The organism is Bradyrhizobium sp. cf659 (genome assembly GCF_900113725.1).
In the GTDB taxonomy this organism is placed as follows: domain Bacteria; phylum Pseudomonadota; class Alphaproteobacteria; order Rhizobiales; family Xanthobacteraceae; genus Bradyrhizobium.
Genome location: NZ_FOQJ01000013.1, coordinates 123,537 through 148,511, shown reverse-complemented (window position 1 = coordinate 148,511; position 24,975 = coordinate 123,537). Strand labels below are relative to the sequence as shown.

Sequence of the window (24,975 nt, the reverse complement as noted above, 5' to 3'; positions counted from 1 at the left end):
GCCCAAGCGTTATTGCGGTCTTCCGTAAATGCGCCGTGCGTCTTCCGGAGAGATCAGCCCGCTCTCGACATCGGCCGTCACTGCTGCGGGGGCCCGGTCCGATGGCGCTCCCCAACCGCCGCCGCCGCCCGTCACGATCTTGACACGGTCGCCTCGGCCGACCGGCCTGGTCGGTGATCGCGCGAGCCTCGAGGCGCTTCCATCGGCCTTCACGAGTTCAAGGTAGTTTACCGATCCGCACTGGCCGCCATCCATCGGCCATGGCGGCGTGACCGTCCGCCCAAAGCCGCAATAGACCTCGGCGCGCTCGGCCAGCACCCGATACTCCCTCACCAGACCGTATCCGCCACGAAAGCGGCCGGCGCCGACGCCGCCTTCGACATTGAAGCCGTAGCGCTCGACCAGCAGCGGAAACTTGGCCTCAATGAGTTCGATGGAATAGTTGTAGGTATCGCCGTCAGTAAGCGCGATCAGCGCATTGGCGCCATCGCTGTCGTGACAGGCCCCCCAGCCTCCGTGCTCGGGTTCGATGTGGACGAACAATTCGCCGGCCTCATCATGTCCGGCGATGTAAGTGACGCAGAGGCTGGTATAGGAGCCGGCAGAAAATCGTTCGGGCAAGATCGGCGCGAGTGCCTTCCAGACCAGTTCGGAGGCCTGCACCGACCCTTCATAGTACCAACCGGTGGGAGAGGGCCGCTCGGCGGTAAACAGCGTGCCTTGCGGGGCAAGGACCGACAGCGGACGAAACCAGCCTTCGTTTGAGGGTTCGTAGGGCGCGACCAGGGCTTTGAAGACCGTCTTCACCGCGGAGTGCAGCGCGCCGCGGGCGCAGTTGATCGGACCGGCGCACGCCGGGGGGCAGCCCGTGAAGTCGACCTCCATGCTGTCGCCGGCGATACGGACCGCAACCTTGACCTCGATGGGACGTGGATTGACGCCGTCGCCGTCGACGATGTCGGTGGCGATGTACTCGCCGTCCGGCAGCGACCGGATGATGTCCCTGGCTCTCTTCTCGGAATCCCGCAGCAGCTGATCGAATGAAGCCAGCAGCGTGTCGGCACCGTATCGGCCGACCACCTCCTGCAGCCGCTGATCGGCGATTCGGACGGTGGCGAGTTGGGCATGGAGGTCGCCGATGGCCATGTCGGGAAGCCGGACGTTCTCGCGGATGATCTCGACGATGCTTTCGACCAATTGGTCGCTTTCGGCGATCTTCACGCAGGGCAGCCGCAGCCCTTCCTGAAAGATCGAGGTCGCATCGGGCGGCAGGCTTCCCGGAATCGCGCCGCCGACGTCCAGCCAATGCGCGACATTGATGGCAAACGCGATCAGTCGGGTTTTGGCAAAGACCGGACGCACGATCGCGAAATCACAGGGATGGGTGCCGCCGCGGAAGGGGTCGTTGGTGACGACCACATCGCCCGGGAAAATCGACGCGCCGAACCGGTCGATGATGCTTCGAATTTGCGCGCCGAACGTTCCGGTAAACAGTGTGATTCCGTTGGTCTGGGCGATGAGCTCGCCGTGCGCATTGCAGATGCCGCACGCGAAATCCAGCACCTCGTAGATCACCGGGCTCATGCTGGTCTTGGTCATGACGATTGCCATTTCGTCGACGATGGAGAGCAGCTTGCCTTGGATGATTTCGTGGGTGACTGGATCGAACGACGCGGCGGACTTGATGGTTTCGATGGCCAAAATGCGTCACTTTCAATTTTGTGCAGCCGTGCCGTGCGGCCGCACCAGATTGTCGGCCCAGGCCTTCGCGATGTGGGGGAGGCCGAGCTCACCCTTGCGGTCGAGCAGCAGTTCGAGCACCCGCGGCGGCGTCAGCGGCAGTTCCTGGACGCGCTTTCCCGTTGCGTTGGCGACGGCGCAGGCGATAGCCGCGCCGACGTTCAGGATCGGCACCTCGCCGGCGCCTTTGGTGCCGAGCGGTCCGACCGAAGGCGCGCCTTCGTACAGGCTGATTTCGACCGGCACGACATCGAGCGCGAGCGGCACCCGATAGGTTTCGAAGCCGTTCTGGCAGACGCGGCCATTTGCGCCGATCGTCACCTCTTCGTGCAAGGCATAGCCCAGTCCCTGCACCACGCCGCCCTGGATCTGGCCATTGATCGCGCGCGGATTCAGCGCGCGGCCGACATCCTGCACGACGCGATAGTTCAGCACCTCGACCTGCCCGGTTTCCGGATCGACCGCGACATCGCAGTCATGGACGGCGAAGACGGGGATGTCGATCGCGTCGATGAAGTGGCCGGCGACGCAACCTGGCATCGCCGGGACGCCGGCACCCGTGAAGGCGCCGGTGCCGGAAATCGGACCGAGCTGGGCTTGTGCGCGGGTCGCAACTTCGGTGATAGTGCGACCGGAGCCGGGCGCGCCGGCGATCTCGATCCGCCCCTCGCGCATCACGAGGTCCTCGGGCGCCGCTTCGATCATCTCCGAGGCGACCTTCAGCAGCTTGGTCCGCACCTCCTGCGCGGCCGAGAGGCTCGCTGCACCCAGCGAGACCGTGGTGCGGCCGCCGCCGACGCCGACGTCGTAGCCGGCCGCATCGGTGTCGGCTGCGCGCACGATCACGTCGTCGGGCCTCATTCCGAGCGTGCTCGCGACGATCTGCGGAAGGCTCTGCATCATCGAGCCTGAGCCGATCTCGACACCGGATGTCACCAGCGTCGCCGTCCCGTCGGCGTTCATGTTCACGGTCGCCGCCGACGGGCCGACGAAGACGAACCAGGTGCCGACCGTGGTCGCGCGGCCAAACAGCCGGCCGTCGGCGAGCTCGCGGGGCGGCGCGGCCGCGTTGCGCAGCGTATCCATCCGGTCCAGCATCGGGCCGAGCACGTCGGCTTCGAACACCTGTCCGGTGGCGCCGAGATCGCCGTCGCCGAGCACGTTGCGGCGGCGGAAGGCGAGGGGATCCATGCCGATCCGGGCGGCGATCTCGTCGGTATGTCGCTCCAGCGCGAACGTATTGTAGACGCCGTTGCAGCAGCGGAACGCGCCGTTCGGGGCGGTGTTGGTGTAGACCGCGCGCGAGATCAGCCGCACCGCGCCGAGCCGATAGTTGCCGCCCAGCGTATGGGCGGTCATCGTGGTGAGAAAGATTTGTTCCCCGCCATAGGCGCCGCAATCCATCAGGACGACCGCTTCGCGCCCGACGATCTCGCCGTCACGTGTCACCGCCGAGCGCATGCGGATTTCGGCATTCTCGCGGAACAGGCAGGTCAGCATCTCCTCCTCGCGCGAATTGACCAGCCGCACCGGCCGTCCGCTGGCGCGGGCGAGCAGGGCGGCGAACGGCTCGACCGCGAGATCGAACTTGAGACCAAAGCCGCCCCCGACCGGCGGCACCGTGACCCGCACCTGCGACGGGGCGATGCCAAGGATGCGCGCGGTCGCGTTGCGGATGCTCCAGGGTACCTGGGTCGATGTCTCGATATGAAAGCGCCCGTCTTCGTAGCTCGCGACCACCGCGCGCGGCTCGAAGGCGACGTGGTTCTGGCGACCGACGCGGAATGTGCTTTCGATGATCTCGACGTCCGGTCGGGCGAAGGCGCCATCGACGTCGCCGCGTACGACCGTTGCTTCCCAGGCGACATTGCCCTCGCGCGCCCCGCCTTCGAACAGGACCTCGTACTGGCGCCAGTCGGGATGGACGAGCGGGGCATCGGGCGCGAGGGCCTCCGCCATGGTCAGCGCGGCCGGCAGGGGCGCGATCTCGACATCGATCGCCGCAAGCGCCGCCTGCGCCTGCGCAAGCGTGTCGGCGGCGACGGCCGCCAGCGGTTCGCCATCATAGCGGATCACGTCGCGGGCAAACAGCGGATGATCGGCGATGCCGATTCCGATCTTGCCGGGCGCGTCGGCCGCGGTAACGATCGCACGCACGCCCGGCATGCGCGCGGCCTTGCCGGTGTCGAGACGGAGGATGCGCCCCGAGGGCACGCTGGCGCGCAGCACCGCTGCGTGCAGCATGCCGGGCAGATAGCGATCGACGGTGTAGCGTGTGCGGCCGCGCAGCTTGTCGCGGGCATCACGGCGGCGAAAATCCATGGTTGCTGGGACGTCGGACATGCATGGCCCCCGATTACTTTGTGGTCAAGGCGGCAGCTGCCTCGACGATGCGCTCATATCCGGTGCAACGGCAGATGTTGCCGGTCAGCGCTGCGCGGATGTCGTCGCCCATCGCACGGGGCGTGGTCGTCAGAAGATGCGTCAACGTCACCACCATGCCGGGAAAGCACATGCCGCATTGCACGGCGTCGCAGGCCTCCAGCGCCTGCTGGATCGGATTCAACGCGTCGTTTGCGGCGAGCCCTTCGACCGTCCGGATCTCGCAATCCTGCGCCAGGCCGACAGGGATCAGGCACGACGGTGTGGGCTGGCCGTCGACCAGCACCATGCAGGCTCCGCAAAAACCTTCACGGCAAACCGGCTTGGCGCCCGTGAGGTGAAATTCTTCCCGCAAGACGTCGACGAGCGGAGTGACCGGATCGGCGACGGATGCGCGCCGATCGCCATTGACCGTCAGGCTCAGGACCATGTTCACCTCCAGCAATGTCGTTCAGGAGCCAAGCGCGGCGGCGGTCGCGCGACGCACGAGGCTCGGCAACACGTTGACACGGTACCAGGCGGGCGCCTCGACGCTGTCGCGGCCAGTGAACTCGCCGGCCAACTCGGCGGCGATGTTCGCCGCCTGCGTCGGCTCGAGCGCGCGGCCAAGCAGTGCCGCTTCGAGCCGTTCCCAGCGGCGCGCGACTGGCTCGACCGAGCCGACCGCGACCCGCACGCGCTCGACGCGGTTGAGCGCATCGAGCCTTGCGGCGAAGCTGACGATGGCAACCGGATAGTCACCCGACCTGCGGAGCGGCAGGCGGGTGTGAGCGGTCTTGCGCCTGGTGCGCGGCACGACGATGCTGGTCAGCAAGCGGCCGGGCGCCAATGTCGGCCGGGCCTTCAGGAAATCGTTCAGGCTCATTCGCTCGCGATCGCCGCGACTCGAGACCTCGACCTCGGCATCAAGGCAAAGCAGCGCCGGCACGCAATCGGCGGCAGCGAAATTGGGCGTCGAGAGATTGCCGCCGATCGTCGCCATCGTGCGGATCGCGGGATTGGCAGCGCTGCCGGCGGCCGTCGCGAGAACGTCGAACTCCGGGAGCCCGGCCAAGGCTGTCGCCAACGCCGCGTGGGTGACCGCCGCGCCGATCTCGACGGCGTCATTGCCGATCTGGACTGTGCGTAGCTCGGTAATCTTCCCGATCGCGACGTAGTGTTCCCGGAGCGGCTCGTGCCGGATCGGCGACCTCATGATCCAGGTGCCGCCTGCAAAGGGAGCCCCGGCCGGGCCGTAGTCGTTCAAGGCATCGAGGGCGGCCGCCAGCGACGGTGCAACGTAGATCGAGCCCGCCGAACCGCGGGTTTCAGGCAGTGAGCCTTGCATGAGAGATCCAGTCATCATTGACGCCCCTCCAGCCGCAGCCGATCGAGCAGCACGCCGATGATGACGATCGCGCCGAGCACGACCATCTGGACGTATCCATCGATGCGGGTGAGGTTCATGCCGTTGGACAGAATCGTGACGAACAAGGCACCGAGCACCGCGGTGCCGACACCGCCGCGTCCGCCGGCCAGGCTGGTGCCGCCGACCACGGCGCCGGCGATCGCTTGCAGCGACAGCGAGCCGCCGAGATTCGGCTCGCCCGAGCCGGTCCGCGCCGTCATCATGATGGCGCCGAGCGCGGCGAGCGCCGAGCACAGCACATAGGTCGCGACCAGGATGCGCTTGACCGGCAGGCCCGCCACCGCCGCCGCGCGCGGGTTGGTGCCGATGATGTAGAGCGACCGGCCGAACACCGTGCGAGCCAGGATCAGCTGCAGCAGGATGCCGACGGCGACGGTGATCGCGATGGCGGCAGGAACACCGAAGACGTTGCCGCCGTAGAAGATCCGCGAGAACAGCTCGGGCACGCCCTGGACCGGTCGCCCGGAGGAGAGGGTGGTCGCAACGCCGATCGCGATATTGTAGCTGCCGAGCGTTGCGACGAAGGGGCTGACGCCGAGCAGCGCGACGACCACGCCGTTGAAAAGTCCGCAGGCGATGCCGAGGCCGAAGCCGGCACCGAGTCCGGCGAGCAGCACACTGCCCGTGTCATAACCGGCCCCCGTGGTGCCGGCCATCGCCAGCGCGGTTCCGACGCTCACCGCCGACACCGTCGGGCCGAGCGCGAGGTCGAAGCCACGTGTCAGGATGACCACGGTCTGCGCCATGGCGAAGAGAGCCAGGTAACTGGTCTGCTGCGCGACGTTGAGCAGATTGGCTGGCGAGAGCACGCCCCGATCGACGGCGGCGAAGCCGAGCAACAGCACCATCAGCGCGATCGGCAGCATCGCGCGCGCGAGCCATTGGCCCGGCACCAGCTTTGCACGGCCCGTGTCCTTGGCGACCGACAATTCGAGGTCAGACACGGGACTTCCTCCGTCGGCTGAATTCATCCAGCGCCACGGCGGCCACCATGATGACGCCGAGGAAGACCGGCTGCAGGCGGGAGTTGACGTGCAGAAGGTTGAGCGCATTGCCAAGGATGGTCAGGAACAGCGCGCTGACGGCGACGACCTCGACCCGGCCGACGCCGCCGCGCAGGCTGACCCCGCCGATCACGGCCGCGGCAATCGACTGCAGCATCATGCGGTCGCCGCCAAAACTCGCCTGACCGGAGCCGACCTGCGCGGTCAGTAAAATGCCGGCCAGGGCCGCGAGCACGCCCGAGACGACATAGGTCCCGACGATGTGACGCTGGATCGACACGCCCGAAACCACCGCCGCATCGACATTGCCGCCGATCGCATAGACGTAGCGGCCGAACAGCGTACGCCGCTGCGTGAACATCATGACCAGGATGACGGCAAGCGCGACATATATTGCGGTCGGCAGGCCGAACATCTGGGCGCGCCCAAATCCCTTCACGAAGATGTCGGGCATGCCGTAGACCGGGATGCCGCTCGTGATCATGAGGCCGACGCCGGCGGTGGCCGACATCGTGCCCAGCGTCACCACGAAGCCGGAGACCTTGAGCTTCGCAACGCAGAAGCCGTTGACCAGCCCGACCATCAGCCCGCTGCCGAGCCCCGCGGCGACGCCGCTTGCGATGATCAGCGCATTGTTGTCGGGAAACGCGGTCGCCGTGGCCGCCATGGTCTTGGCAGTCACCACGCTCGCCAGCGCGACGACGGCGCCGACCGACAAATCGAAGCCGCCTGCGACGATCACCAGCGCCTGGCCGCAGGCAACGATCGCCAGGAACGAGGCATTGCGCAGGATGTTGAGAATGTTGACGAGGCCGTAGAACTGGGGATCGACGGCCGACATGCCGGCGATCAGCGCCAGCAGAAGGGCCGGCAGGAACCCGATCCGGCCGGCGATCGATCGACCCAGCCCGATCGGGATACTTGGTTGGCCGGCCGTCAGCGCCGTGCTCATGCGACCTCCGCCGTGAGATGGTCCTTGAAGAAGCTCGCCAGCACGTTCTGCTCAGTCTTCTCGGCGCCCTTCAGTTCGGCGGCGATGCGACCGTTGTGCATGACGTAAAGCCGGTTCGACAGCGCCAGTACTTCCGGCAATTCCGACGACACCACGATCACGGCGGCTCCGGCTTCAACGAGGCGTTTCATGAATTCGTAGACCTCGAGCTTGGCTCCGACGTCGATGCCGACGCTCGGCTCGTCGAACAGGAATACGGTCAGCTCGCGCGTCAGTGCCCGGCCGAGCATCACCTTCTGGCGATTGCCGCCGGATAGTGCGCCGACGGTCCGCTCGATATTGGGTGGCCTGAGCTGGAGCTGTTCCATGATGCCCTTGATCGTCGCGCGTTCCGCGGCCTGCCGCAGCACGCCGAAGCGAGCGAAGGCGGGCAGGTCGAGCCCGGTCATCGAGGCGTTCTCACGGATCGGGCGCGACAGTGCGAGTCCCTCGGCGATCCGGTTGGCGGGGAAGTAGGCGATGCCGTGCTTCAAGCTGCGCCGCGGCGCCGGAAATTCGTAAGGCAGACCGTCGATCCGGACCGTACCGGAGGCGATCGGCTCGATTCCGTAGATCGCGCGGATCAGCTCCGATTTGCCGCAACCGACGAGGCCTGCGATGCCGGTGATTTCGCCTGCGCGCGCGTGGAAGTTCACGTCCCGCACGCTGCCATCGGCGAGCGTGAGGTTTTCGACGTCGACCATCACCTTGTCCGGCGTGTGCGCGATCGCCGGAAACAGCAGGTCGATCCTGCGGCCGGTCATCAGCTCGACCAGTTCGCCGTCGCTCGAGTTCGCAGCGTCGAGGGTGCGGATGTGACGGCCGTCGCGCAGCACGGTCACGCGATCAGCGAGCGCGCGGATCTCGCGCATGCGGTGCGAGACGTAGATCAGCCCCACGTTCTGGCTCTTCAGCCGGGCAATCAGCTCAAACAGCCGCCCGGTCTCGCGCTCGGTCAGCGAAGCGGTCGGCTCGTCGAGGATCAAGAGGCGCACCCGGCCGAGCAGGGCCTTGGCGATCTCGGCCATCTGCTGATGCGCGCGCGAGAGGTCGTCGACCCGCTGCGACGGATCGAGGTCGAAGCCGAGCTCGTCGATCAGCGCCTGCGCGCGCTTTCGCATATCGCGCGTGCGCAACACGCCGCCGTGCGCAACTTCGCGACCGAGGAACAGGTTCTCTTCCACCGTGAGGCTAGGAACCAACGAGAATTCCTGAAACACCGGACTGATGCCGATCGCGCGCGCCCGCTGCGGCGTGAGATGGCGGATCTCCTCGCCGCCGAAATGGAAGGTGCCTTCGTCGGGCGGAAACGTCCCCGACACCACGTTGATCAGCGTCGATTTGCCGGCGCCGTTCTCGCCGAACAGAACGTGCAATTCGCCGGCGCGGACGTCGAGATCGACCCGGTCGAGGGCCCGAACGCCGGTGAATCGCTTCGAGATGCCCCGCAAGACGAGCAGGGGCTCGGTCGGTTTCGCGTCGATGTCGACGTCCATCTCCCTCTCCGTCGGCGGCGGGCAAACAGGCGGGAGCACGCGTCTCCCGCCTCGACGAGGTGTCCGGGCCTACTTGGCCTTGACCGAATAGACCGGTTTCCAGCTTCCCGGCGCCAGCACGAGGTCCATCTGCAGTTTCGGCACGGTGGTCTTGTCGACCGCGGATGCGAGCGGCTGGGCCAGGCTCATCACCGGTTTCTTCTCGATCAGGCGCACGGCCTGGTCGACCGAGATGGCGCCTTCGCCGACCGGGTATTGGGTCGCGAAGGCGAGGATGTCGCCGCGATTCAGCGCGTCGAGCATGGCCTGGTTCTCGTAGGAGGACATGATCTTCATGTCGCTCCGCCCGGCTTCGGCGACCGCACCGATGGCGGCTTCGGCGGTCGGAGCGGTGCCCCAGATCACGTTCATGTTGGGATAGGCCTGCAGCGCGTCCTGGATCAGCTGGAGCTGGACCGCAACGCCGGAGTCGCCGAATTTCTCGGCAAGAATCTTGGCGTTCGGATTCTTGGCCACCGCCTTCTTGAAGCCTTCGTTGAACGATTCTGCCCAGCCCGAGCCCGCCGGGCCGGGGAAGGTCACGATGTTGAGCTTGTCGCCGGGCTTGGCCTGCGCCAACAGGCCCTCGCCGGTGACTTCACCCATTGCGACGAAATCGACATAGATGGCAGCGGGCAGGGCATTCGGTGGCAGCGGGTTGGCGACGCCGACCACCGGCACGCCTTTGGCTTTGGCCTCTTCGAACTTCTTGCTGAGACCCGCGCCGGAGATGGCGCCGACGACGATCGCGTCGGGGTTGCTCGCCATGCAATCGTCGAATTGAGAGAGCTGCTTGGGCAGGTTCTCATAGCCGCCGGCTTCGTAGAGGGTCATGTTGACGTTCATCGCCTGGGCCTGCTTCACGATGCCGTAAGCGACCGCCACCCAGAAGCTGTCCTTCATGTGCGGAAACAGGATGCAGAGCTTGTAAGGCTTCTCGGCCTTCGGCAACGGCGTGTACTCCGCCGGCTTCGGCGTGCCCGATGAGGCGTCGTACACCTTCATCGGGAACCATGGCGTCTCGGCGGCTGCCGGTGTGGCCGCGGAGACAAGCGCGAGGCCTGCGGCGATACCGAGCGTGGAGCGGATCGGGCGAAGTCGGTTGATGGAAAGGCACGTCATACGGGTCATGGCTCAATCCTCATGGTTCGATGAACGGGCGAGGGCCGACGGCTTCGGATCCTCGTTCTGCATGCGTGCCGCACCGCCCGTGGGCGATGCGGTTGCCGATCGGGATCAGCGCGCCGCCCACTTCGCGGTCGAGCGCCGCTCGAACACTTCGCGGAACTGGCGCGTGGATTCGGGGAGGAGATCGCCGTTGCCCCAGTCGAGGATCACGGCGTGCTGGCGGATGACGTCGAACGCATCGATCGCGCCGCTGCGATAGCGCTGCGCCACGACCTCCGGATCGAGCCGGACGTTGGCGACGCGCTCAGCCGCGATCTTGGCACGGAGCGCGTCGGTCGCGGCCCTGTCCACCTCATACTCGCAGAGCTCGGCGTCGATGGTCTGCACGACCACGCCATAATCCTTGGCGGCACGTTCGACCGAGACGTAGTCATCCTTGATGTCCTCGATCACGAGACGCGGATCACGCTCCAGCGGATCACCGAACCCGCCGCCGCCGGCCGTCGGTCGCGAGAACACATCGCCTTCGCCGATCGGCACGTCGGAGAAGATCGAGCCGAGCCGCTCCTCGCCATCGCTGCCGCTTCGCTTCAGCGTCAGGCCATGCGGCATCGAAGGCAGGCCGCCCTCGATGCCCCACACCACGGCGCGCTCGCGGTCGCAGATGTAGGAGATCACGGTCTTCTCGGCTTCCAGCATGCGTGAGGTCTTCATCACGCCGGCGCCGCCGCGCCATTTGCCGGGTCCTGGCGAGTCCCTAAGGATCTCGCATTTGGTGGTCAGGATCGGGTTGGCGCGTTCCTGCCCCTCGACCGGCTGCGACATCAGACCGGTGCCGAAGCAGGCCGTCGTGACGTTGCTGCCGTCCTTGCCGTTGCGGCCGCCCCAGCCGCCGGGCAGCCAGTCGTAGAACATGAAGATCGGCTTGTCGGAACTGCGGGCGTCGAGCCCGCCGGTGAGCAGATATTCGAGATTGAAGGCGCAGGCGAGGGCCCGCTCCGGCATCAGCTTCGACCACATCTCGTAGATCGAGTTCATGATCTTCTCGAACGGCATCAGGAAGCCGGTGACCGCGATCGGCCATCTCGCATCGACGATCGAACCTTCCGGCGCGATGATGTCGAAGCAGCGATAGAAGCCGGAGTTGAGCGGCAGGTCCGGGAAGAACGTCTTCATACCGGCCGCGACGGCCGAAAAGGTCGCGCCGAAGGCGGAGTTGTAGATCGAGCCGATGGTCGGGTGGCTGCCGGTGAAGTCGTAGATCGCCTTGTCGCCCTTGATGGTCATCTTGATCCGGATCGGGATCATGCCTTCGCCGCCGGCGGGGTCGCGATCGATGAAGTCGACCGTCTCCCATTCGCCATCGGGCAGCGCGGCGATGCGCTGGCGCGCCGACCGCTCGACATAGTCCTGCACGGCGGCGAGACCCGTTTCGACCGTATTGCGGCCATACTTGTTGACGAGGCGCAATATCTCGCGCTCGCAAACCGCTGTCGCCTCGGCTTGTGCCTGGATGTCGCCGATGATCGACGCGGGGTCGCGCGTGTTGGACGCGAGCAAGTGCGCGACGTCCTTGCAGAAGCGTCCCTTGTCGAACAACCGGATCGGCGTGATGCGCAGGCCCTCACGGAACATCTCGCGCGCGGCGACGTCGAACGAGCCCGGCACGCTGCCGCCGACATCCGACCAGTGGCCGTTGGACTGGCTGAAGGCGATGATCTTGCCATCGGCGAAGATCGGCCGGATCAACCGCACGTCGGAGAAGTGCGTTCCGCCGGCATAGGGATCGTTGATCGCGAACACGTCGCCTTCGTGCATGTCGCCCTCGAAGTGGCGCATGACGTCCTGGCAGGTGAAGTGCAGCGTGCCGACATGGACGGCGATGTCCTGATTGCCCTGTGCGGCGCATTCGCCCTTGGCGTCATGCAGCGCGCTCGAAAAGTCGCGGTTGTAAATGACGAAGGAGTAGCAGGTCCGCAGCACCTGCTCGCCCATCTGGTCGACGCTGGTGATGAAGGAGTTCTTCAGAACCTCGAAGGTGACGGGGTCGAGCGGGAGATCTCCGGCCATGGCTCATTCCTTCACGCGGATGATGATGTTGAGATATTTGTCGACCTCGGCGCTGGCGCCGGGCGGCACGACGGTGGTCGCGTCGACCTGCTCGACGATCGCGGGGCCTTGGAAGGAGAAACCGCAGGGCAGGTCGTCACGCTCGTAGACGGGCGTATCGAGCCCGTTGCCTTCGAACCATACCCTGCGGTGGCTGACCGGCTCAGGGATCACGCCGGTCGGCTGGTGGACGGCGAACTCGGCCTTGGGCACGACGCCGATGGCTTTCAGGTTGAGACGGAAGAAGCTCACCGGCGAGTCGTCGCGCCGGAAATTGTATTCTCGCTTGTGCTCGGCGTGGAAACTCTGGACCAGATCGGCGATGGCGCCGATCGGGCGCGGCGCCTGCACCGCGAGCGAACGCCATTGGCCGCGATACATCATGTCGATCGACCGCTGCAGCACGATGTCCCGTTCCGCGACGCCCTCGTGAGTCAGTCGGGCCAGCGCCTCCTTCTCCAGCGCAGCGAATTGCGCCTCGATGTCGGCGGAATTGGCCTCGTCGGCACCGACCATGCAGCTCTGCGAGAAATCGTGCTGCATATCGACCAGCAGGCAGCCGAGGGCCGAGGTGACGCCCGGGTTGGGAGGCACGATCACGACGGGGATCGCCAGCTCGCGCGCGACATCGACGCCATGCAGGGCGCCGGCGCCGCCGAAGGCGACCAGCGCGAAATCGCGCGGATCGTAACCGCGGCTGATCGAGATCAGCCGTACCGCGTCCGACATGTTGGCGTTGGCCACCCTGACGATCGCATCCGCCGCCTCGTGCAGGCCGAAGCCGAACGGCTTTGCGACGCCTTCCTCGACGGCCTGCCGGGCAAGAGCGGGATCGAGCTTCACCTTGCCGCCGGCGAGATTGGTGCCGAGCCGGCCCAGGGTGACGTTGGCGTCCGTGTTGGTCGGCTGGGTATTGCCGTTGCCGTAACAGGCCGGGCCCGGATGGGCACCCGCCGATTGCGGGCCGTTGCGCAAGGAGCCGGCCGGATCGGTCCAGGCCAGCGATCCTCCGCCGGCGCCGATGGTGAGCACCTCGATGGAGGCAAAGCGGATCGGATAGCCGAACTCGATGTACCAGTCCTTGGTGATGCGCGACTGGCCCTCATAGGCCAGCGACACGTCGGTCGAGGTGCCGCCCATGTCGAGGCCGATCGAATTGGGGAAACCGCACAGGCCGGCGATGTAGCGGCTGGCGATGGCGCCCGCGGCGATCCCGGAGCCGGCCAGACGGGCGGCGAAATCCTTGACGCTCGCCGGCGTCATGACCCCGCCGCCGGTGTGCAGCAGCAGGAGATCGCGGGAATAGCCTTCCTGGGCGAGACGGTCGCCGAGCCGGCTCGTGTAGCTGACGACGACCGGACTCACCACGGCATTGACGACGGTCGTCGAAAACCGCTCATGCTCGAAGATCTCGGGCAACACCTGCGACGAGATCGAGACCGGAATATCCGGCATCTGCTCCAGCAGAATATCGCGCATCGCGCGCTCGTTCTCGCCGTTGAGATAGGCGTTCATGAAACAGACCGCGATCGCTGCGACGCCGCGGCGCTTGAGGATGCGCGCGACCTCGCGCGCCGCCTCGACGTCGAGCGGCTGGATCACCTTGCCGCCCGCGTCGATGCGTTCGGGAACTGTGAGCCGGTCGCGCCGCGGCACGTAGGGCCTGACGACGTCCTTGTAGGTGTCCCAAAGGTCTTCCTTGTTGGCGCGCCGGATCTCGATGACGTCGCGGAAGCCTTCGGTCGTCACCACGGCGGTGCGGGGAAGGCGGCGCGTGATCAGTGCGTTGGTCGCGACCGTGGTGCCGTGGGAGAACAGCGCCACCTTGGAGAGGTCGATGCCGGCCTTTGAGACCCCACCCATGATTCCCTCGATGGGATCACGCGTCGACGAGGTCTTTTCGATGCGGATGAGGCCGGTGGTCTCGTCCATGATGCAGATGTCTGTGAAGGTGCCGCCGACGTCAACGGCCACGCGAAGGGTCTGCACGATACGATTTCCTTTCCAGCACATGCCTGCCGGGCGGAGGTCGGGCGAGCACGCGGACCGACCCGGACCGACGATCCGGGTGCCGCGAACCGCCCGTTGGACCGGCGGATTTCGCAAGATGTCGGAAGGACTATAGGCAGGTCGTCGTCGGCACTCTTGACGCTGAGCGCAGGACAATTTGTGCCAGAGAGCACGAACCGCTCAAATCGGCCGGGCCGGTCAACTGGCGATCAGTGCTGGAGCTGCGACGCCGAATGGCGCAAGGTTACGCACGCGACGCGGCACGGGCTTCGCTTGGCGTGCAGCCGAACCGGCCGCGATAATTCCGGCTGAACTGCGCCTGGTCGCCAAATCCCCAGTGATAGGCGATTTCCGAGATGCTCTTGCGGCAGTTCGGATCACGCAACATCGCATCGCACATCAGCAGGCGCTGATTGCGGATATAGGCACTCACGGTGATGCCCTCGCTCTCGAAGATCTGGTGCAGATACCGCAGCGAGATGCCGCAGGCGTCGGCCACCATTTGCGGCGCGAGGCGCATGTTGTCGAGGCGCGTGCGGATGAATTGTTCGCAGCGGTGCAGGTGCGCGTTGCGGACGGTGGACGAGTGACCCGCCAGCACGCGCTCGTCGGACTCGACCGCCATCGCCAGGAGATCGATGAGATGCTTGCCCATCATGGTGCGGGCGGTCTCGTCCATTTCCGCGATACGCTCGCCGGCGAGGCGCAGCGTGTCGACGAACAGCGCGCCGACACTGCGGCTGGCGTCGAATTGCAGCGTCGCCAGGCGTTCAGGGCCGGAGATCCTCCCGCGCAGCACGGCGCTCGGGATCTTCAGCACCCAGAGTGCGGCGGGATCACTGTGGCTGAATTCGTAAGGCAAATGGCTGCGCTCGATCAGGAAGGAGCCCGGTCGGCAGCGGATGTCCTTGCCGTCCTGCTCGAAGCGGATCTCGGCGAGTTCGGGCACCGTGATCAGGAAGCACTCCTCGCGTTCGTTGAGGAGGTGGCGTTCGTGTCTTCTATAGAGCAGGCCGTCCGAGACGTTGCGCGAGATCGAGACCGGCCCGAGCGACCAGGCGCCCAAATTGCCGTGGAAGTCGTGACCTCCGAGAAAACGAAGGTCCAGCGAGTAGTAGATGTCGGAGACGATCTGCTGCCAGAACTGGCGGCGATGATGGGCGGGAATGTCACTGGTCGCGAAAGTGGTCTGCATCTTGCGCTCCGTCACTGCCCTCGACTGCTGCGTCTTATCGTCTCTCCTGGCCGTGTACCGTTGGTGGCGGCAAGAACGCGGAACGCGTCGTCATCCCGATCGTTGATGGCCGCATGTGGACTGCACTCCCGTTACTGCACTCTCGCCGTCGTCATCGGCTTGGCGAGCACGGCAGGATGACGTCAAGTCCAATAGAAGGGGAAGCCGATATTTTAGGCCGTGTGCTCAATTTCCATGAGGGCGGCCGAAAGATGGAAGCCGCCGTCGACAACAACCTCCCGGACGAAGTTCAGGCCGGGAGGTTGCCCGTTGTCAAAGCAGTCTGGCGATCACGCCAGGGAACTGCGAAGTCTGCTCAAGAGCCCGGCACGAGCCTGTCGTGCGGCAAGCGCTTCCTCCATCCCGACCTTCACGAACCTGACCGGCGTGTTCGGCTGAAGCTGGCCGATCAGATCCATGTCCGCTGAGATCACCGTGCCAACCATAAAATAGCCGCCGCCGGACACCGCATCGCGATGCAATACGATCGGCTCGGTGCCGCCGGGCACCTGGATCGAGCCATAGGGATAGCAGGCGTCGGTGATGTTGGACGGATCGGAGCCCGCACCGAAGGGCGGCTCGCGCGGCACGAACGCGAGCGGCTTGCCGCCCTTGAAGCGATAGCCGATCCGGTCGGCCTCCGGCGCGACTTTCCAGGTGTCGGAGAAGAAGCCGTTGCCGGCCTGCTCGGTGATGCGGTGCCAATAGAGGCCCGGCATGGCGCGCAACTCGGTGGGCATCGTCGTCGGCAGGCCGCGCAGTTCCTTTGCGATCGTGCGGCCTTCCTTGACGGACGTGGCGTCCGTGCCGATCGGCAATTCATCGCCGGCTTCGAGTTTACGGCCCTTGAACCCGCCGAGTGCGCCGAGCGCGTAGGTCGAACGCGAACCGAGCACCACCGGCACGTCGATTCCGCCGGATACCGCGATATAGGCGCGTGCGCCCTGCTTGAGGAAGTCGAAGGAGAGCTTTTGGCCGCGCCTCACCTTGAAACTGGTCCAGGTCTCCTGCGGCGTGCCATCGAGCTTCGGCGGCAGCTCGGCGCCCGTGATCGCGACCCTCGCGTCATCGGTGAACTCGAGCTCGGGTCCCATGAAGACGGCTTCGAGCACGGCCGCACCCTCCGCGTTGCCGACGAGTAAATTGGCCGCCGCGAGCGCGTGACGATCCATGCCGCCGGAGAGCGGGATGCCGATGTGATAGTACCCGGGACGTCCGAGATCCTGGACGGTCGTCGCAAGGCCCGGCTTCAGAACCTTAATGGCCATGGAGAACCCCCTCGAGCTTGCGATTGTAGGCATCGACGTCGCGGTTGAATTCGGTCAGTGAGAACGAGACGTCGCGGATGACCGGCGCGAAGCGGCCCGCGTCGACGTCGGCGACCGCCGTGTCATAGGCGGCCCGGTCGATCGGTTTCCACTTCACGATGTCGCCCGGCTTGAACAGACACATGAAGTCCCGGAGATAGCTGATCTTCTGGTTTGGATCATAGATCGGCATGGGGGTAATGCCGAACATCTGATAGCCGCCGGCGCCGCGCACCGAATAGATGCAGCTGAAGCATCCGCCGTGGCCGACCGTGAGCCTCGGCGTGTCGGTGCGTGGGCGCAGATATTTCGGCGCCTGGATCTGCCGCTTGCGCTCGACCATCTGGTAGAGGAACGGGAGGCCGGCGACGAAGCCGACCATCGAGACGAACCAGGGTGCGCTGGAATGCGCCTTGATGAATGCGTCGACCCCATCGAGGCCGTTGATCTGAGCGGCGTATTCGAGATCCGTGCCGTTGGGATTCTGATGGCGCTCGCGAAAGCGCATCAGCGTCTCATGAGTCCAGGGATCGTTGTAGAGCACGGGGATCTCGATGATCCGCGTCTTGATGACCGGCTCGGACTTTTCGGACGCCGAATCCAGCCGCTTCAGCTCGGCAAGCAGGTCGTCGGGCTTGATTTGACCAGGATCGAACTTGACCTGATAGGAGGCGTTGGCCGGGCAAATCTCGGTCACGCCCTTGATCCTGGCGTCGCGTACCGCATTGGTGATGAAGAGGCTCTTGAAGAATGCCTCGAGCGACATGGAGTCATCCACTTCGGCGAAGATGTGCTCGTCGCCGCCGAAGGAAAATCGAGTTTGCATGGGACTACGGCCTCCTGTTTCTGACCGGGCGGGTCATCGTGCGATCGTCGGGGCGACGTTGTCGGGCGGCAGCGGGGCCGCGGCCCCGAGGCTGTTGGCGTGTGCGGCGAGCCACGGCTCGAGCCAGGCGGTGTGGAAACGTCCGGCCCGCACCTCGGGATCGCGGGCAAGCGCCTGGTGCAGGAGCTTGGTGGTCGCAATTCCCTCCACGTTCAACTCGGCGAGGGCGCGGTCGAGCCGCCGGATGGCGCTCGCCCGGTCCTCGGCATGCACGATCAGCTTGCCGAGCAGGCTGTCGTAGAACGGCGGCACGGTGTAGCCGGTATAGAGCATGCTGTCGAAACGAACACCTTCACCGCCGGGCACGCCGAGCGCGCTGACGGTGCCGGGATTGGGAAGGAAGTTCTTCGAGGGATCCTCGGCATTGATGCGGACCTCGATCGAATGGCCGCTGACCCTCACCTCGTCCTGGCGGATGCGCAGCGGCTCGCCGCCGGCGATCCGGATCATCTCCTGCACCAGGTCGATGCCGGTCACCATTTCGGTCACGGGATGCTCGACCTGGATGCGCGTGTTCATCTCCAGGAAGTAGAACTCGTGGCTGTTGTCGTCGTAGAGATATTCGAGCGTCCCCGCGCCCCGGTAGTGCACCGCCTTGGCGAGGGCGACAGCCGATGCGCAGAGCCGCTCGCGCATGGCCGGCGCCAGCGAGGGCGAGGGGGCTTCTTCCCACACCTTTTGACGGCGGCGCTGCAACGAGCATTCGCGCTCGAAGCAATGGATGACGTCGCGCCCGTCACCCAACACCTGCACCTCGATGTGCCGCGCGCCTTCGACGAGCTTCTCCACATAGAGGCCACCGTCGCCGAACGCCGCGAGCGCCTCGGCCTGCGCCTGCGGCATCAGGTGATGAAATTCTTCGGCCGTGCGCGCGATACGTATGCCGCGCCCGCCGCCGCCTGCCGCTGCCTTGATCATCACGGGAAAGCCGGTGCTCTCGACCAGGGCGAAGGCCGCCTCGGCGGAGTCCAGGCGTCCACGGCTGCCCGGGACGGTCGGGACCCCGGCCGCTGCGGCAGCTTCACGGGCCGCAACCTTGTCGCCCATCAGGCGGATCGATTGCGCCGTTGGGCCGACGAAGACCAGTCCCGCCGCCTCGACGGCGGCGGCAAACTCGGCGTTCTCGGCCAGGAAGCCATAGCCCGGATGAATCGCGTCGGCGCCCGTGCTCGCGGCGGCGGCGAGGATTCTCGCCTGGTCGAGATAGGATTTTGACGCCTGCGGCGGACCGATCTCGACGGACTCGTCGGCGAGCCGGACCGCAAGCGAGTCCTTGTCGGCCTTGCTGTAGACCTGCACGGTCGCAATACCCAGTTCGCGCGCCGCGCGGTTGATGCGCACGGCGATCTCGCCACGATTGGCAATGAGGAGCTTCTTGATGGTCATGGACTGCTGAAGCGGCTCAAACGTCGATCTCTGCGATGGGCTGGCCCGCCATCACGGCTTCCTCGTTTTCGGTGAGGAAGCGCACGATCTTGCCTGCGGCGCCCGCCTTGACCTCGTTGAAAGACTTCATCACTTCGATCAGGCCGATCGTGTCGTCTTCAGTGATGACGTCGCCGTCCGACTTGTAGTCCGGTTTGTCCGGCGCCGGCTTGCGGTAGAAGATGCCCGGTAGCGGCGAGAATATCTGCTGGGTGGCCATGAACTGCTCCTTGTGTGTTCGCTTCGGGCTGGATCGTGCGGTGCTTCAGGGCGCCGTCAAATAGGGACGGACCGCCTCGCGTACCGCCTGCGCGATGGCGACGGCATTGGGGGTGTCGGAGTGGATGCAGATGGAATCCGCCCCCACGGTGACGTCATTGCCGGCGACCGTCCGGGTCTTTCCTTCATTGACGGCGCGTGTGCACCGCGAGGCGGCGTCGGCCGGATCCTTGGGGTCATGTTCGCGCGTGATGATGAGGCTGCCGTCGGCGTTGTAGTCAAGATCGGCATAATACTCGGCGACGAAAGTGTGACCGCGGCGCTCATAGACCTTCTGATGCAGTGTGCCCTTCATGCCGAGCAGCGGCACCTTGTAGACGTCGGCGGCATCGGCGACCGCTTCCGCGATATCCTCGTTACGCGTCGCCATGCCGTACAGCGCGCCGTGCGGCTTGATGTGGTTCAGTGTCATGCCTTCGGCGTCCAGGAACGCCTTGAGGGCGCCGATTTGATAGAGCAGGCAGTTGGTCAGCTCTTCGCGGCCGATCTTCATCTCCCTGCGCCCGAATCCTTGCAGATCCGGCAACGACGGATGGGCGCCCACCTTGACGCCGTGTCGCTTCGCCAGTTGCACGGTGCTGCGCATGTGATTGAAGTCGGAAGCGTGGAAGCCGCAGGCGACGTTGGCCACGTCGATATGGGGAATCAGTGCCTTGTCATCGCCCATCTTGTAGAGGCCGTAGGCTTCGCCCATGTCGCAGTTAATGACGACCATCTCTCATTGTCCTCCCGTTGTCCTTCTTTCCGGGCTGTTGCATGTGATCCGAGGGCAGGGCCGCGCACGGTGCGATCCGCACCGGTGCGCGGCGCACGCCGAGGCTATTTCGATACAAGATAGTCGACGGGGATCTTCTCCGAGATCGTCCACTGATCGATCACCTTCGGCTTGCCGGCCTCCGTGTCGACGATCAGGTAGCGGCCCTGGTTCTGATGGTGGATGTTCTTGGTGAAGGTGCGGGGCCCGAACAGCGTGGGCTCGTTGTTCATCTTCTCCAGCTCGGCCACGACGCCTGCGGCATCCGTCGTCTTGGCGCGTTCGACCGCCTTGGCCCAGACGTCGATCAGGACATAGCCCGGATAGACATATTGGCTGGACGGATCGCCGCCGGTGACCTCCTTGTACTTCTTGTTGAACGCATTGACGTCCGGGTTCGGATCGTCGCCATAGACGGACCCCTGTACCGGAACGTAGAAGTTCGACAGGTCCGGCACGGCGTTCAGCCAGTAGCTGCCGTCGACGCCCGAGCCGTTGAGGATCATCGACTTGATGCCGGCGGCGCGGATCTGCTTGATGGCGGAGACGGCGCCCGGCATCATCGTGCAGAGCATGATGGCATCGGGCTCCTTCGGCAGGCTTTTGATGCGCGTGATCTGTGATGCGACCGAGGCGTCATCGTTCTTGAACGTGTCGCTGCCGGCGAGGGCTGCCTCCTTCAGGCGCGGCAGCATCCAGTCGAAGCCGTCGCAGATGCCCTTGTTGTAGACGGTCCAGCTGTCGAGCAGGCGGTAGAAGCTGCGGGCGTTCTTCTTGTTGTAGGCCCACTCCGCCATGGTCGCGCCCTGCACGGCCGCCAGCACCGAGGCCGAGAACGAGAACGGACCGACGCCGGGAATGCCGGCCTTGATCGACTCGGCGCACAGGAAGAAGGAGACCTTGCCGGCCGCCTGTGCCTGCAAGGCTGCCGGAGCGCCGAAATCGTAGTCGCAGGAGACGATCACGAGGTCCGCCCCCTGGTCGAGCACCGTGAGGCCCGCCTTGGCGCCTTCGGCCTGATCGGTCTTGGTGTCGGCGAATACCGGCTTGATCTTCTTGCCGAGCAGGCCGCCCGCCTTGTTGATCTCCTCGATGCGGATCAAGGCGGCATCCTGGGCAGGCTTGTCGTAAGCCTGCATGAAGCCGGACGCCGCCGTGGCAAATCCGACCACGATCTCGTTCGCTGCGTGAGCCGGCGTGAACCACAGCGCGGTCAGGCCGGCGAGTATGCCAGGTAGTTTCATGAAACCCATAGTCCACTCCTCCAATGATGCATCGAAAGTCAGCTCATCTCCTTCAGCGCCGTCTGCACGGGTTGTGCGAGGCGTCGCTGAAGCGGCCAGCCGCGCCAGGAGAACTCCCGGTTGCGGGTGAGGCCGGTCGGCAGATAGATCAGGATGATGATCGTGACGATGCCGATCGCAATCTCCTGGGCGCCGTTCGGCAGCGCGACGGTCGTGCCGCCGAAGCTGACGCCCTTCTCGAGATTGCGAAACAGCTCGATCAAGACCGACACCGTGACGACGCCGGTCACGGCGCCGCTGAGGCTGTACATGCCGCCGACCACCAGCATCGACAGCGAGATGAAGGTCGTACGCAGGTAGAACGAACCTGGATTGACGATGCTGAGGAAATGCGCGTAGAGCGCGCCCGCAAGGCCGACGATGAAGGCGCTGACGACGAAGGCGATCAGCCGCTCGCGCACGATGTCGATGCCGGAGGCGCTTGCCGCGACCGCCTCGTCGCGCGTCGCGCGTAGCGCAAGGCCCGAGCGGGAGATCGAATAGAGATAGGCGATCACGATGGCGACGGCGGCCCCCAGCCACCCGATCCAGACGTTCATGGTGGGCGGAATCCCGACGATCGAGCCTTGCCCGCCGGTGACGGAGTCCCAGTTCGAATAGACGTTGTTGACGACCCCGAGCAGACCGAATGTGGCGATCGAGGCGGCAATCCCCGACAGGCGCATGATGATGCGGCCGACGATCAGCGCGAACAGCGCCGCGAACAGGCCGGAGACCGGCGTGGCGACCCACATCGGCAATTGCGTGTGCAGCAGCCACGCCGGCAGCCCCTTGAGCGTGATCGACTTCATCACCGGCGGAATGGCCAGCCACGCCGTCATGTAGGCGCCGAGGCACATGAAACTGATATGCCCGAACGACAGCAGGCCGGAATTGCCGACAAAGGCGTAGAGGCCGACCACCAGCATGATGTTGATGAACATCTCGATCGCGGTACGGTTGAAGGCCCGGCTGCCGAATTGATAGGTCAAGGCCGTCATTGCGAGCAGCACCACGATCAGCACGATCGGCGTCGCGATCGTTTGCCGGATGACTGACGGTGGCTGCGACATCGATCAGACCCTCTGCTTGGCGGACTTGGGGGCGAACAGGCCCTGCGGGCGCACCAGCAGGACCACGATCACCGCGCCATAGACGAAGGCGTCGCGGAATACGCGGGCGTCATGCGGCAACGTCGCCTGGAAAACCACGCTGGCGGCGCCGATCAGGAAGCCCGCGGCGACCGCGCCCGGCACGCTGCCAAGGCCCCCGATCACGGTTGCGATGAAGGCAATCAGCATGACGTTGGCGCCCATGCCGATGTCGGCCGTGCCGGAATTGGTGGCAAGGATCAGGCCGATCGCTGCGGCCAGCATGCCGCTGATGGCGAAGGCCAGCAGGATGACGCCGTTGGCGCGCACGCCCAGCATCCGGGCCATTGTGAAGTTTTCCGCGGCGGCGCGCATCTCCAGGCCGTAGCGGGTGCGCTTGAGGAAGAGTACGAGGGCGCCCAGCACCAGGAGGGTGATGATGATGGTGACGACCTGGAGCATCGGGATGTGGGCGCCGAAAAGCTCCACGGGCAGGCCGAGATTGGGCCACAGCGCGATCGACTTCGGACGGCTCGAATACAGCATCAGCAAGAGATGACGGATCACGAAGCCGAGCGCGAAGGAGGCGATCATCATCGTCGCCGGATTGGCGTTGCGGAAGCGGCGGAAGACGATCACCTCCGACAGCATCGACAGCCCGGCACCGACGAGAAGCAGCAGCGGAATCAGGAGATAGGCAGGCAGCCTGCCGGCGAACACGATCGCGGCGGCATCGACCGAGGGCCACAGCATCGCGAACACGCAAAACGCGATGAAGTCGCCATGGGCGAAGTTCACCAGCCGCATGACGCCGAAGATCGCTGCGATCCCGAGTGCGCCAAGCGCATAGATGCTGCCCAGGCTCAAAGCGTCGAAGATGATCTGGAGCACGGCCGTCATCGCCTAATGATCCCCGAAGCCGAAATAGGCCTGCCTCAGCCGCTCGTCCTTCATCATGTCGGCGGCCTCGCCCTCCAGCACGATGCGGCCGCCACGGATCAGGATCATCCGCCCGCCGGTCATTTTGGCGCGCGTCGAGCTCTGCTCGACGATCAGGAGGGTGAGCTTGCGCTGCCTTCGCAGACGCATCAGAATTTCGTAGACTTGGTCGATGATCTTGGGCGCAAGCCCGAGCGACGGCTCGTCGATCGCCATGATGCGCGGGGCAGCCATCAGCGCCCGGCCGATCACCAGCATCTGCTGCTGGCCGCCGGACAGCATGCCGGCCGTGGTGTGGCGGCGGTCCGCCAGCATCGGAAATTCCGTGTAGACGGAATCGAGGTCGGCGGCGATCTTCCTGCGGTCGGTGCGCATGCCGGTGCCGACCTTCAGATTCTCTTCGATGGTCAGCGCGCCAAAGACATTGCGTCCTTCGGGCACCAGCGAAAATCCACGCCGTGCGATCTCCTCGGGCGGCGCTCCCGTGATGTTTCGGCCCTCTATCGTGATGGTGCCCGATCCTGACGGCACGACGCCCGCGATGGCGTTCAGCAAGGTCGACTTTCCGGCGCCGTTGGGTCCGGTCACGAACAGGATTTCGCCTTCGGAAATCTTCAGTGTGACGCCGCGCAAGGCGGCGAGGCGCCCATAGCTGACGGCAAGATCGTCGACTGCCAGCAGCGTCATGAGGCGACGGCCTCTTCGGTCACGAGCGCCGGGATCGCCTCGTCGAGCTGGGTGCCCATATAGGCGTGGCGGACCGCGTCACTGTTGCGAATCTGGTCCGGCGGCCCGACCTCGATGATCTCGCCGGAGTCGAGCACGAAGATGCGCTCGCACAATTCGAGGACGAGGCCGATATTGTGCTCGATCAACAGCACCCCGATTCCGAGCTCGCCGGCGATCCGCTTGATGATGATGGCGAGATCGTGGCTTTCGTGCTCGGACATGCCGGCTGCGGGTTCGTCGAGCAGCAGATAGCGCGGCGTGCACATGATGGCGCGGCCGATGGCGACGCGGCGTTCGTCGGTGTAGGGCAGCGCGCCGGCGATCGTGCCGGCGAGCTGCGATATGCCGAGCCAGGCCATCACGCGCTGGGCTTCCGCGATCGCGTCGCGTCGCCTTTGGCCGAGCCCGACGCCGGTCACCTCGAGGTTGTCGATGACTGGAAGATCGCGGAACAGTCGACCCGATTGAAACGTGCGTGCAACGCCCCTGCGCCGCAGCTTGTGTGCCGCCACGCCATTGACCGTTTCGCCTTCCAGCTCAACGCTTCCGGTCCCGACGGGCTGAAACCCGGTCAGGACGTTGATGAGCGTAGTCTTTCCCGCGCCGTTGGGGCCGATCAAACCGGTAATGCGTCCGCGGGGTACGGCGAGCGCAACCTCTGATAGGGCTTTTAAGCCGTCGAATTGGACACTGACATCGCGCGCGACCAGTTCCAATCCATGGGAAGTCATCAAGACGCCT

General features: G+C 65.4%; 21 protein-coding genes. All 21 read right to left on the bottom strand.

What is annotated here, in order from left to right; genetic code table 11:
* Positions 1 to 9: 9 nt before the first annotated feature.
* Entirely contained in the window at positions 10 to 1,701 is a 1,692-nt protein-coding gene (locus BM118_RS34940; protein WP_244550308.1) for a hydantoinase B/oxoprolinase family protein, read from the bottom strand.
* A 12-nt stretch (positions 1,702 to 1,713) separates the two neighbouring features.
* Positions 1,714 to 4,083: a xanthine dehydrogenase family protein molybdopterin-binding subunit gene (locus BM118_RS34935; RefSeq protein WP_092191832.1), complete on the bottom strand. Its 2,370-nt coding sequence runs from the start codon at positions 4,081 to 4,083 to the stop codon at positions 1,714 to 1,716.
* A gap of 13 nt (positions 4,084 to 4,096) precedes the next feature.
* Positions 4,097 to 4,552, bottom strand: a complete 456-nt coding sequence (locus BM118_RS34930; protein WP_092191990.1) for a (2Fe-2S)-binding protein — start codon at positions 4,550 to 4,552, stop codon at positions 4,097 to 4,099.
* A gap of 21 nt (positions 4,553 to 4,573) precedes the next feature.
* Positions 4,574 to 5,449, bottom strand: a complete 876-nt coding sequence (locus tag BM118_RS34925; RefSeq protein WP_092191830.1) for an FAD binding domain-containing protein — start codon at positions 5,447 to 5,449, stop codon at positions 4,574 to 4,576.
* A gap of 14 nt (positions 5,450 to 5,463) precedes the next feature.
* Positions 5,464 to 6,474, bottom strand: coding sequence for an ABC transporter permease (locus tag BM118_RS34920; protein WP_092191828.1), 1,011 nt, complete (start codon positions 6,472 to 6,474; stop codon positions 5,464 to 5,466).
* The gene (locus BM118_RS34915) at positions 6,467 to 7,486 is read right to left on the bottom strand and encodes an ABC transporter permease (RefSeq protein WP_092191826.1); all 1,020 of its coding nucleotides are present in this window, start codon (positions 7,484 to 7,486) and stop codon (positions 6,467 to 6,469) included. The genes BM118_RS34920 and BM118_RS34915 overlap by 8 nt, the downstream gene beginning before the upstream one ends.
* Positions 7,483 to 9,021, bottom strand: a complete 1,539-nt coding sequence (locus BM118_RS34910; RefSeq protein ID WP_092191824.1) for a sugar ABC transporter ATP-binding protein — start codon at positions 9,019 to 9,021, stop codon at positions 7,483 to 7,485. Before BM118_RS34910 ends, BM118_RS34915 begins: the two co-directional genes overlap by 4 nt.
* A gap of 69 nt (positions 9,022 to 9,090) precedes the next feature.
* On the bottom strand, positions 9,091 to 10,191 hold the full coding sequence (gene torT / locus BM118_RS34905; RefSeq protein WP_092191822.1) for a TMAO reductase system periplasmic protein TorT: 1,101 nt from the start codon (positions 10,189 to 10,191) through the stop codon (positions 9,091 to 9,093).
* Positions 10,192 to 10,296: 105 nt separating this feature from the next.
* Positions 10,297 to 12,258 carry a hydantoinase B/oxoprolinase family protein gene (locus BM118_RS34900; protein ID WP_092191820.1) on the bottom strand — a complete coding sequence of 654 codons (1,962 nt, stop codon included), beginning with the start codon at positions 12,256 to 12,258 and terminating at the stop codon, positions 10,297 to 10,299.
* Positions 12,259 to 12,261: 3 nt separating this feature from the next.
* Complete coding sequence (locus BM118_RS34895) at positions 12,262 to 14,286, bottom strand: hydantoinase/oxoprolinase family protein (RefSeq protein ID WP_092191818.1); 2,025 nt, start codon at positions 14,284 to 14,286, stop codon at positions 12,262 to 12,264.
* Between the two features lie 265 nt (positions 14,287 to 14,551).
* Positions 14,552 to 15,502 (bottom strand): AraC-like ligand-binding domain-containing protein, encoded by a 951-nt coding sequence (locus BM118_RS34890; protein ID WP_092191988.1) that lies wholly within the window; start codon positions 15,500 to 15,502, stop codon positions 14,552 to 14,554.
* A gap of 329 nt (positions 15,503 to 15,831) precedes the next feature.
* Complete coding sequence (locus BM118_RS34885) at positions 15,832 to 16,809, bottom strand: 5-oxoprolinase subunit C family protein (RefSeq protein WP_092191816.1); 978 nt, start codon at positions 16,807 to 16,809, stop codon at positions 15,832 to 15,834.
* Positions 16,799 to 17,674, bottom strand: a complete 876-nt coding sequence (locus tag BM118_RS34880) for a 5-oxoprolinase subunit B family protein (protein ID WP_092191814.1) — start codon at positions 17,672 to 17,674, stop codon at positions 16,799 to 16,801. Before BM118_RS34880 ends, BM118_RS34885 begins: the two co-directional genes overlap by 11 nt.
* A 33-nt stretch (positions 17,675 to 17,707) precedes the next feature.
* Positions 17,708 to 19,120 carry an acetyl-CoA carboxylase biotin carboxylase subunit gene (locus tag BM118_RS34875; protein WP_092191812.1) on the bottom strand — a complete coding sequence of 471 codons (1,413 nt, stop codon included), beginning with the start codon at positions 19,118 to 19,120 and terminating at the stop codon, positions 17,708 to 17,710.
* Positions 19,121 to 19,136: 16 nt separating this feature from the next.
* The gene (locus BM118_RS34870) at positions 19,137 to 19,379 is read right to left on the bottom strand and encodes an acetyl-CoA carboxylase (RefSeq protein WP_092191810.1); all 243 of its coding nucleotides are present in this window, start codon (positions 19,377 to 19,379) and stop codon (positions 19,137 to 19,139) included.
* 45 nt (positions 19,380 to 19,424) lie between these two features.
* Positions 19,425 to 20,153: a LamB/YcsF family protein gene (locus BM118_RS34865; RefSeq protein ID WP_092191808.1), complete on the bottom strand. Its 729-nt coding sequence runs from the start codon at positions 20,151 to 20,153 to the stop codon at positions 19,425 to 19,427.
* Between the two features lie 104 nt (positions 20,154 to 20,257).
* Positions 20,258 to 21,436, bottom strand: a complete 1,179-nt coding sequence (locus BM118_RS34860) for an ABC transporter substrate-binding protein (RefSeq protein WP_177234966.1) — start codon at positions 21,434 to 21,436, stop codon at positions 20,258 to 20,260.
* 38 nt (positions 21,437 to 21,474) lie between these two features.
* The gene (locus BM118_RS34855; protein WP_092191804.1) at positions 21,475 to 22,548 is read right to left on the bottom strand and encodes a branched-chain amino acid ABC transporter permease; all 1,074 of its coding nucleotides are present in this window, start codon (positions 22,546 to 22,548) and stop codon (positions 21,475 to 21,477) included.
* 3 nt (positions 22,549 to 22,551) lie between these two features.
* Positions 22,552 to 23,466: a branched-chain amino acid ABC transporter permease gene (locus tag BM118_RS34850; RefSeq protein ID WP_092191802.1), complete on the bottom strand. Its 915-nt coding sequence runs from the start codon at positions 23,464 to 23,466 to the stop codon at positions 22,552 to 22,554.
* 3 nt (positions 23,467 to 23,469) lie between these two features.
* A complete protein-coding gene (locus tag BM118_RS34845; protein ID WP_092191800.1) occupies positions 23,470 to 24,192 on the bottom strand; it encodes an ABC transporter ATP-binding protein in 723 nt (240 codons plus the stop codon).
* On the bottom strand, positions 24,189 to 24,950 hold the full coding sequence (locus tag BM118_RS34840; protein ID WP_244550307.1) for an ABC transporter ATP-binding protein: 762 nt from the start codon (positions 24,948 to 24,950) through the stop codon (positions 24,189 to 24,191). The genes BM118_RS34845 and BM118_RS34840 overlap by 4 nt, the downstream gene beginning before the upstream one ends.
* Between the last annotated feature and the right edge of the window lie 25 nt (positions 24,951 to 24,975).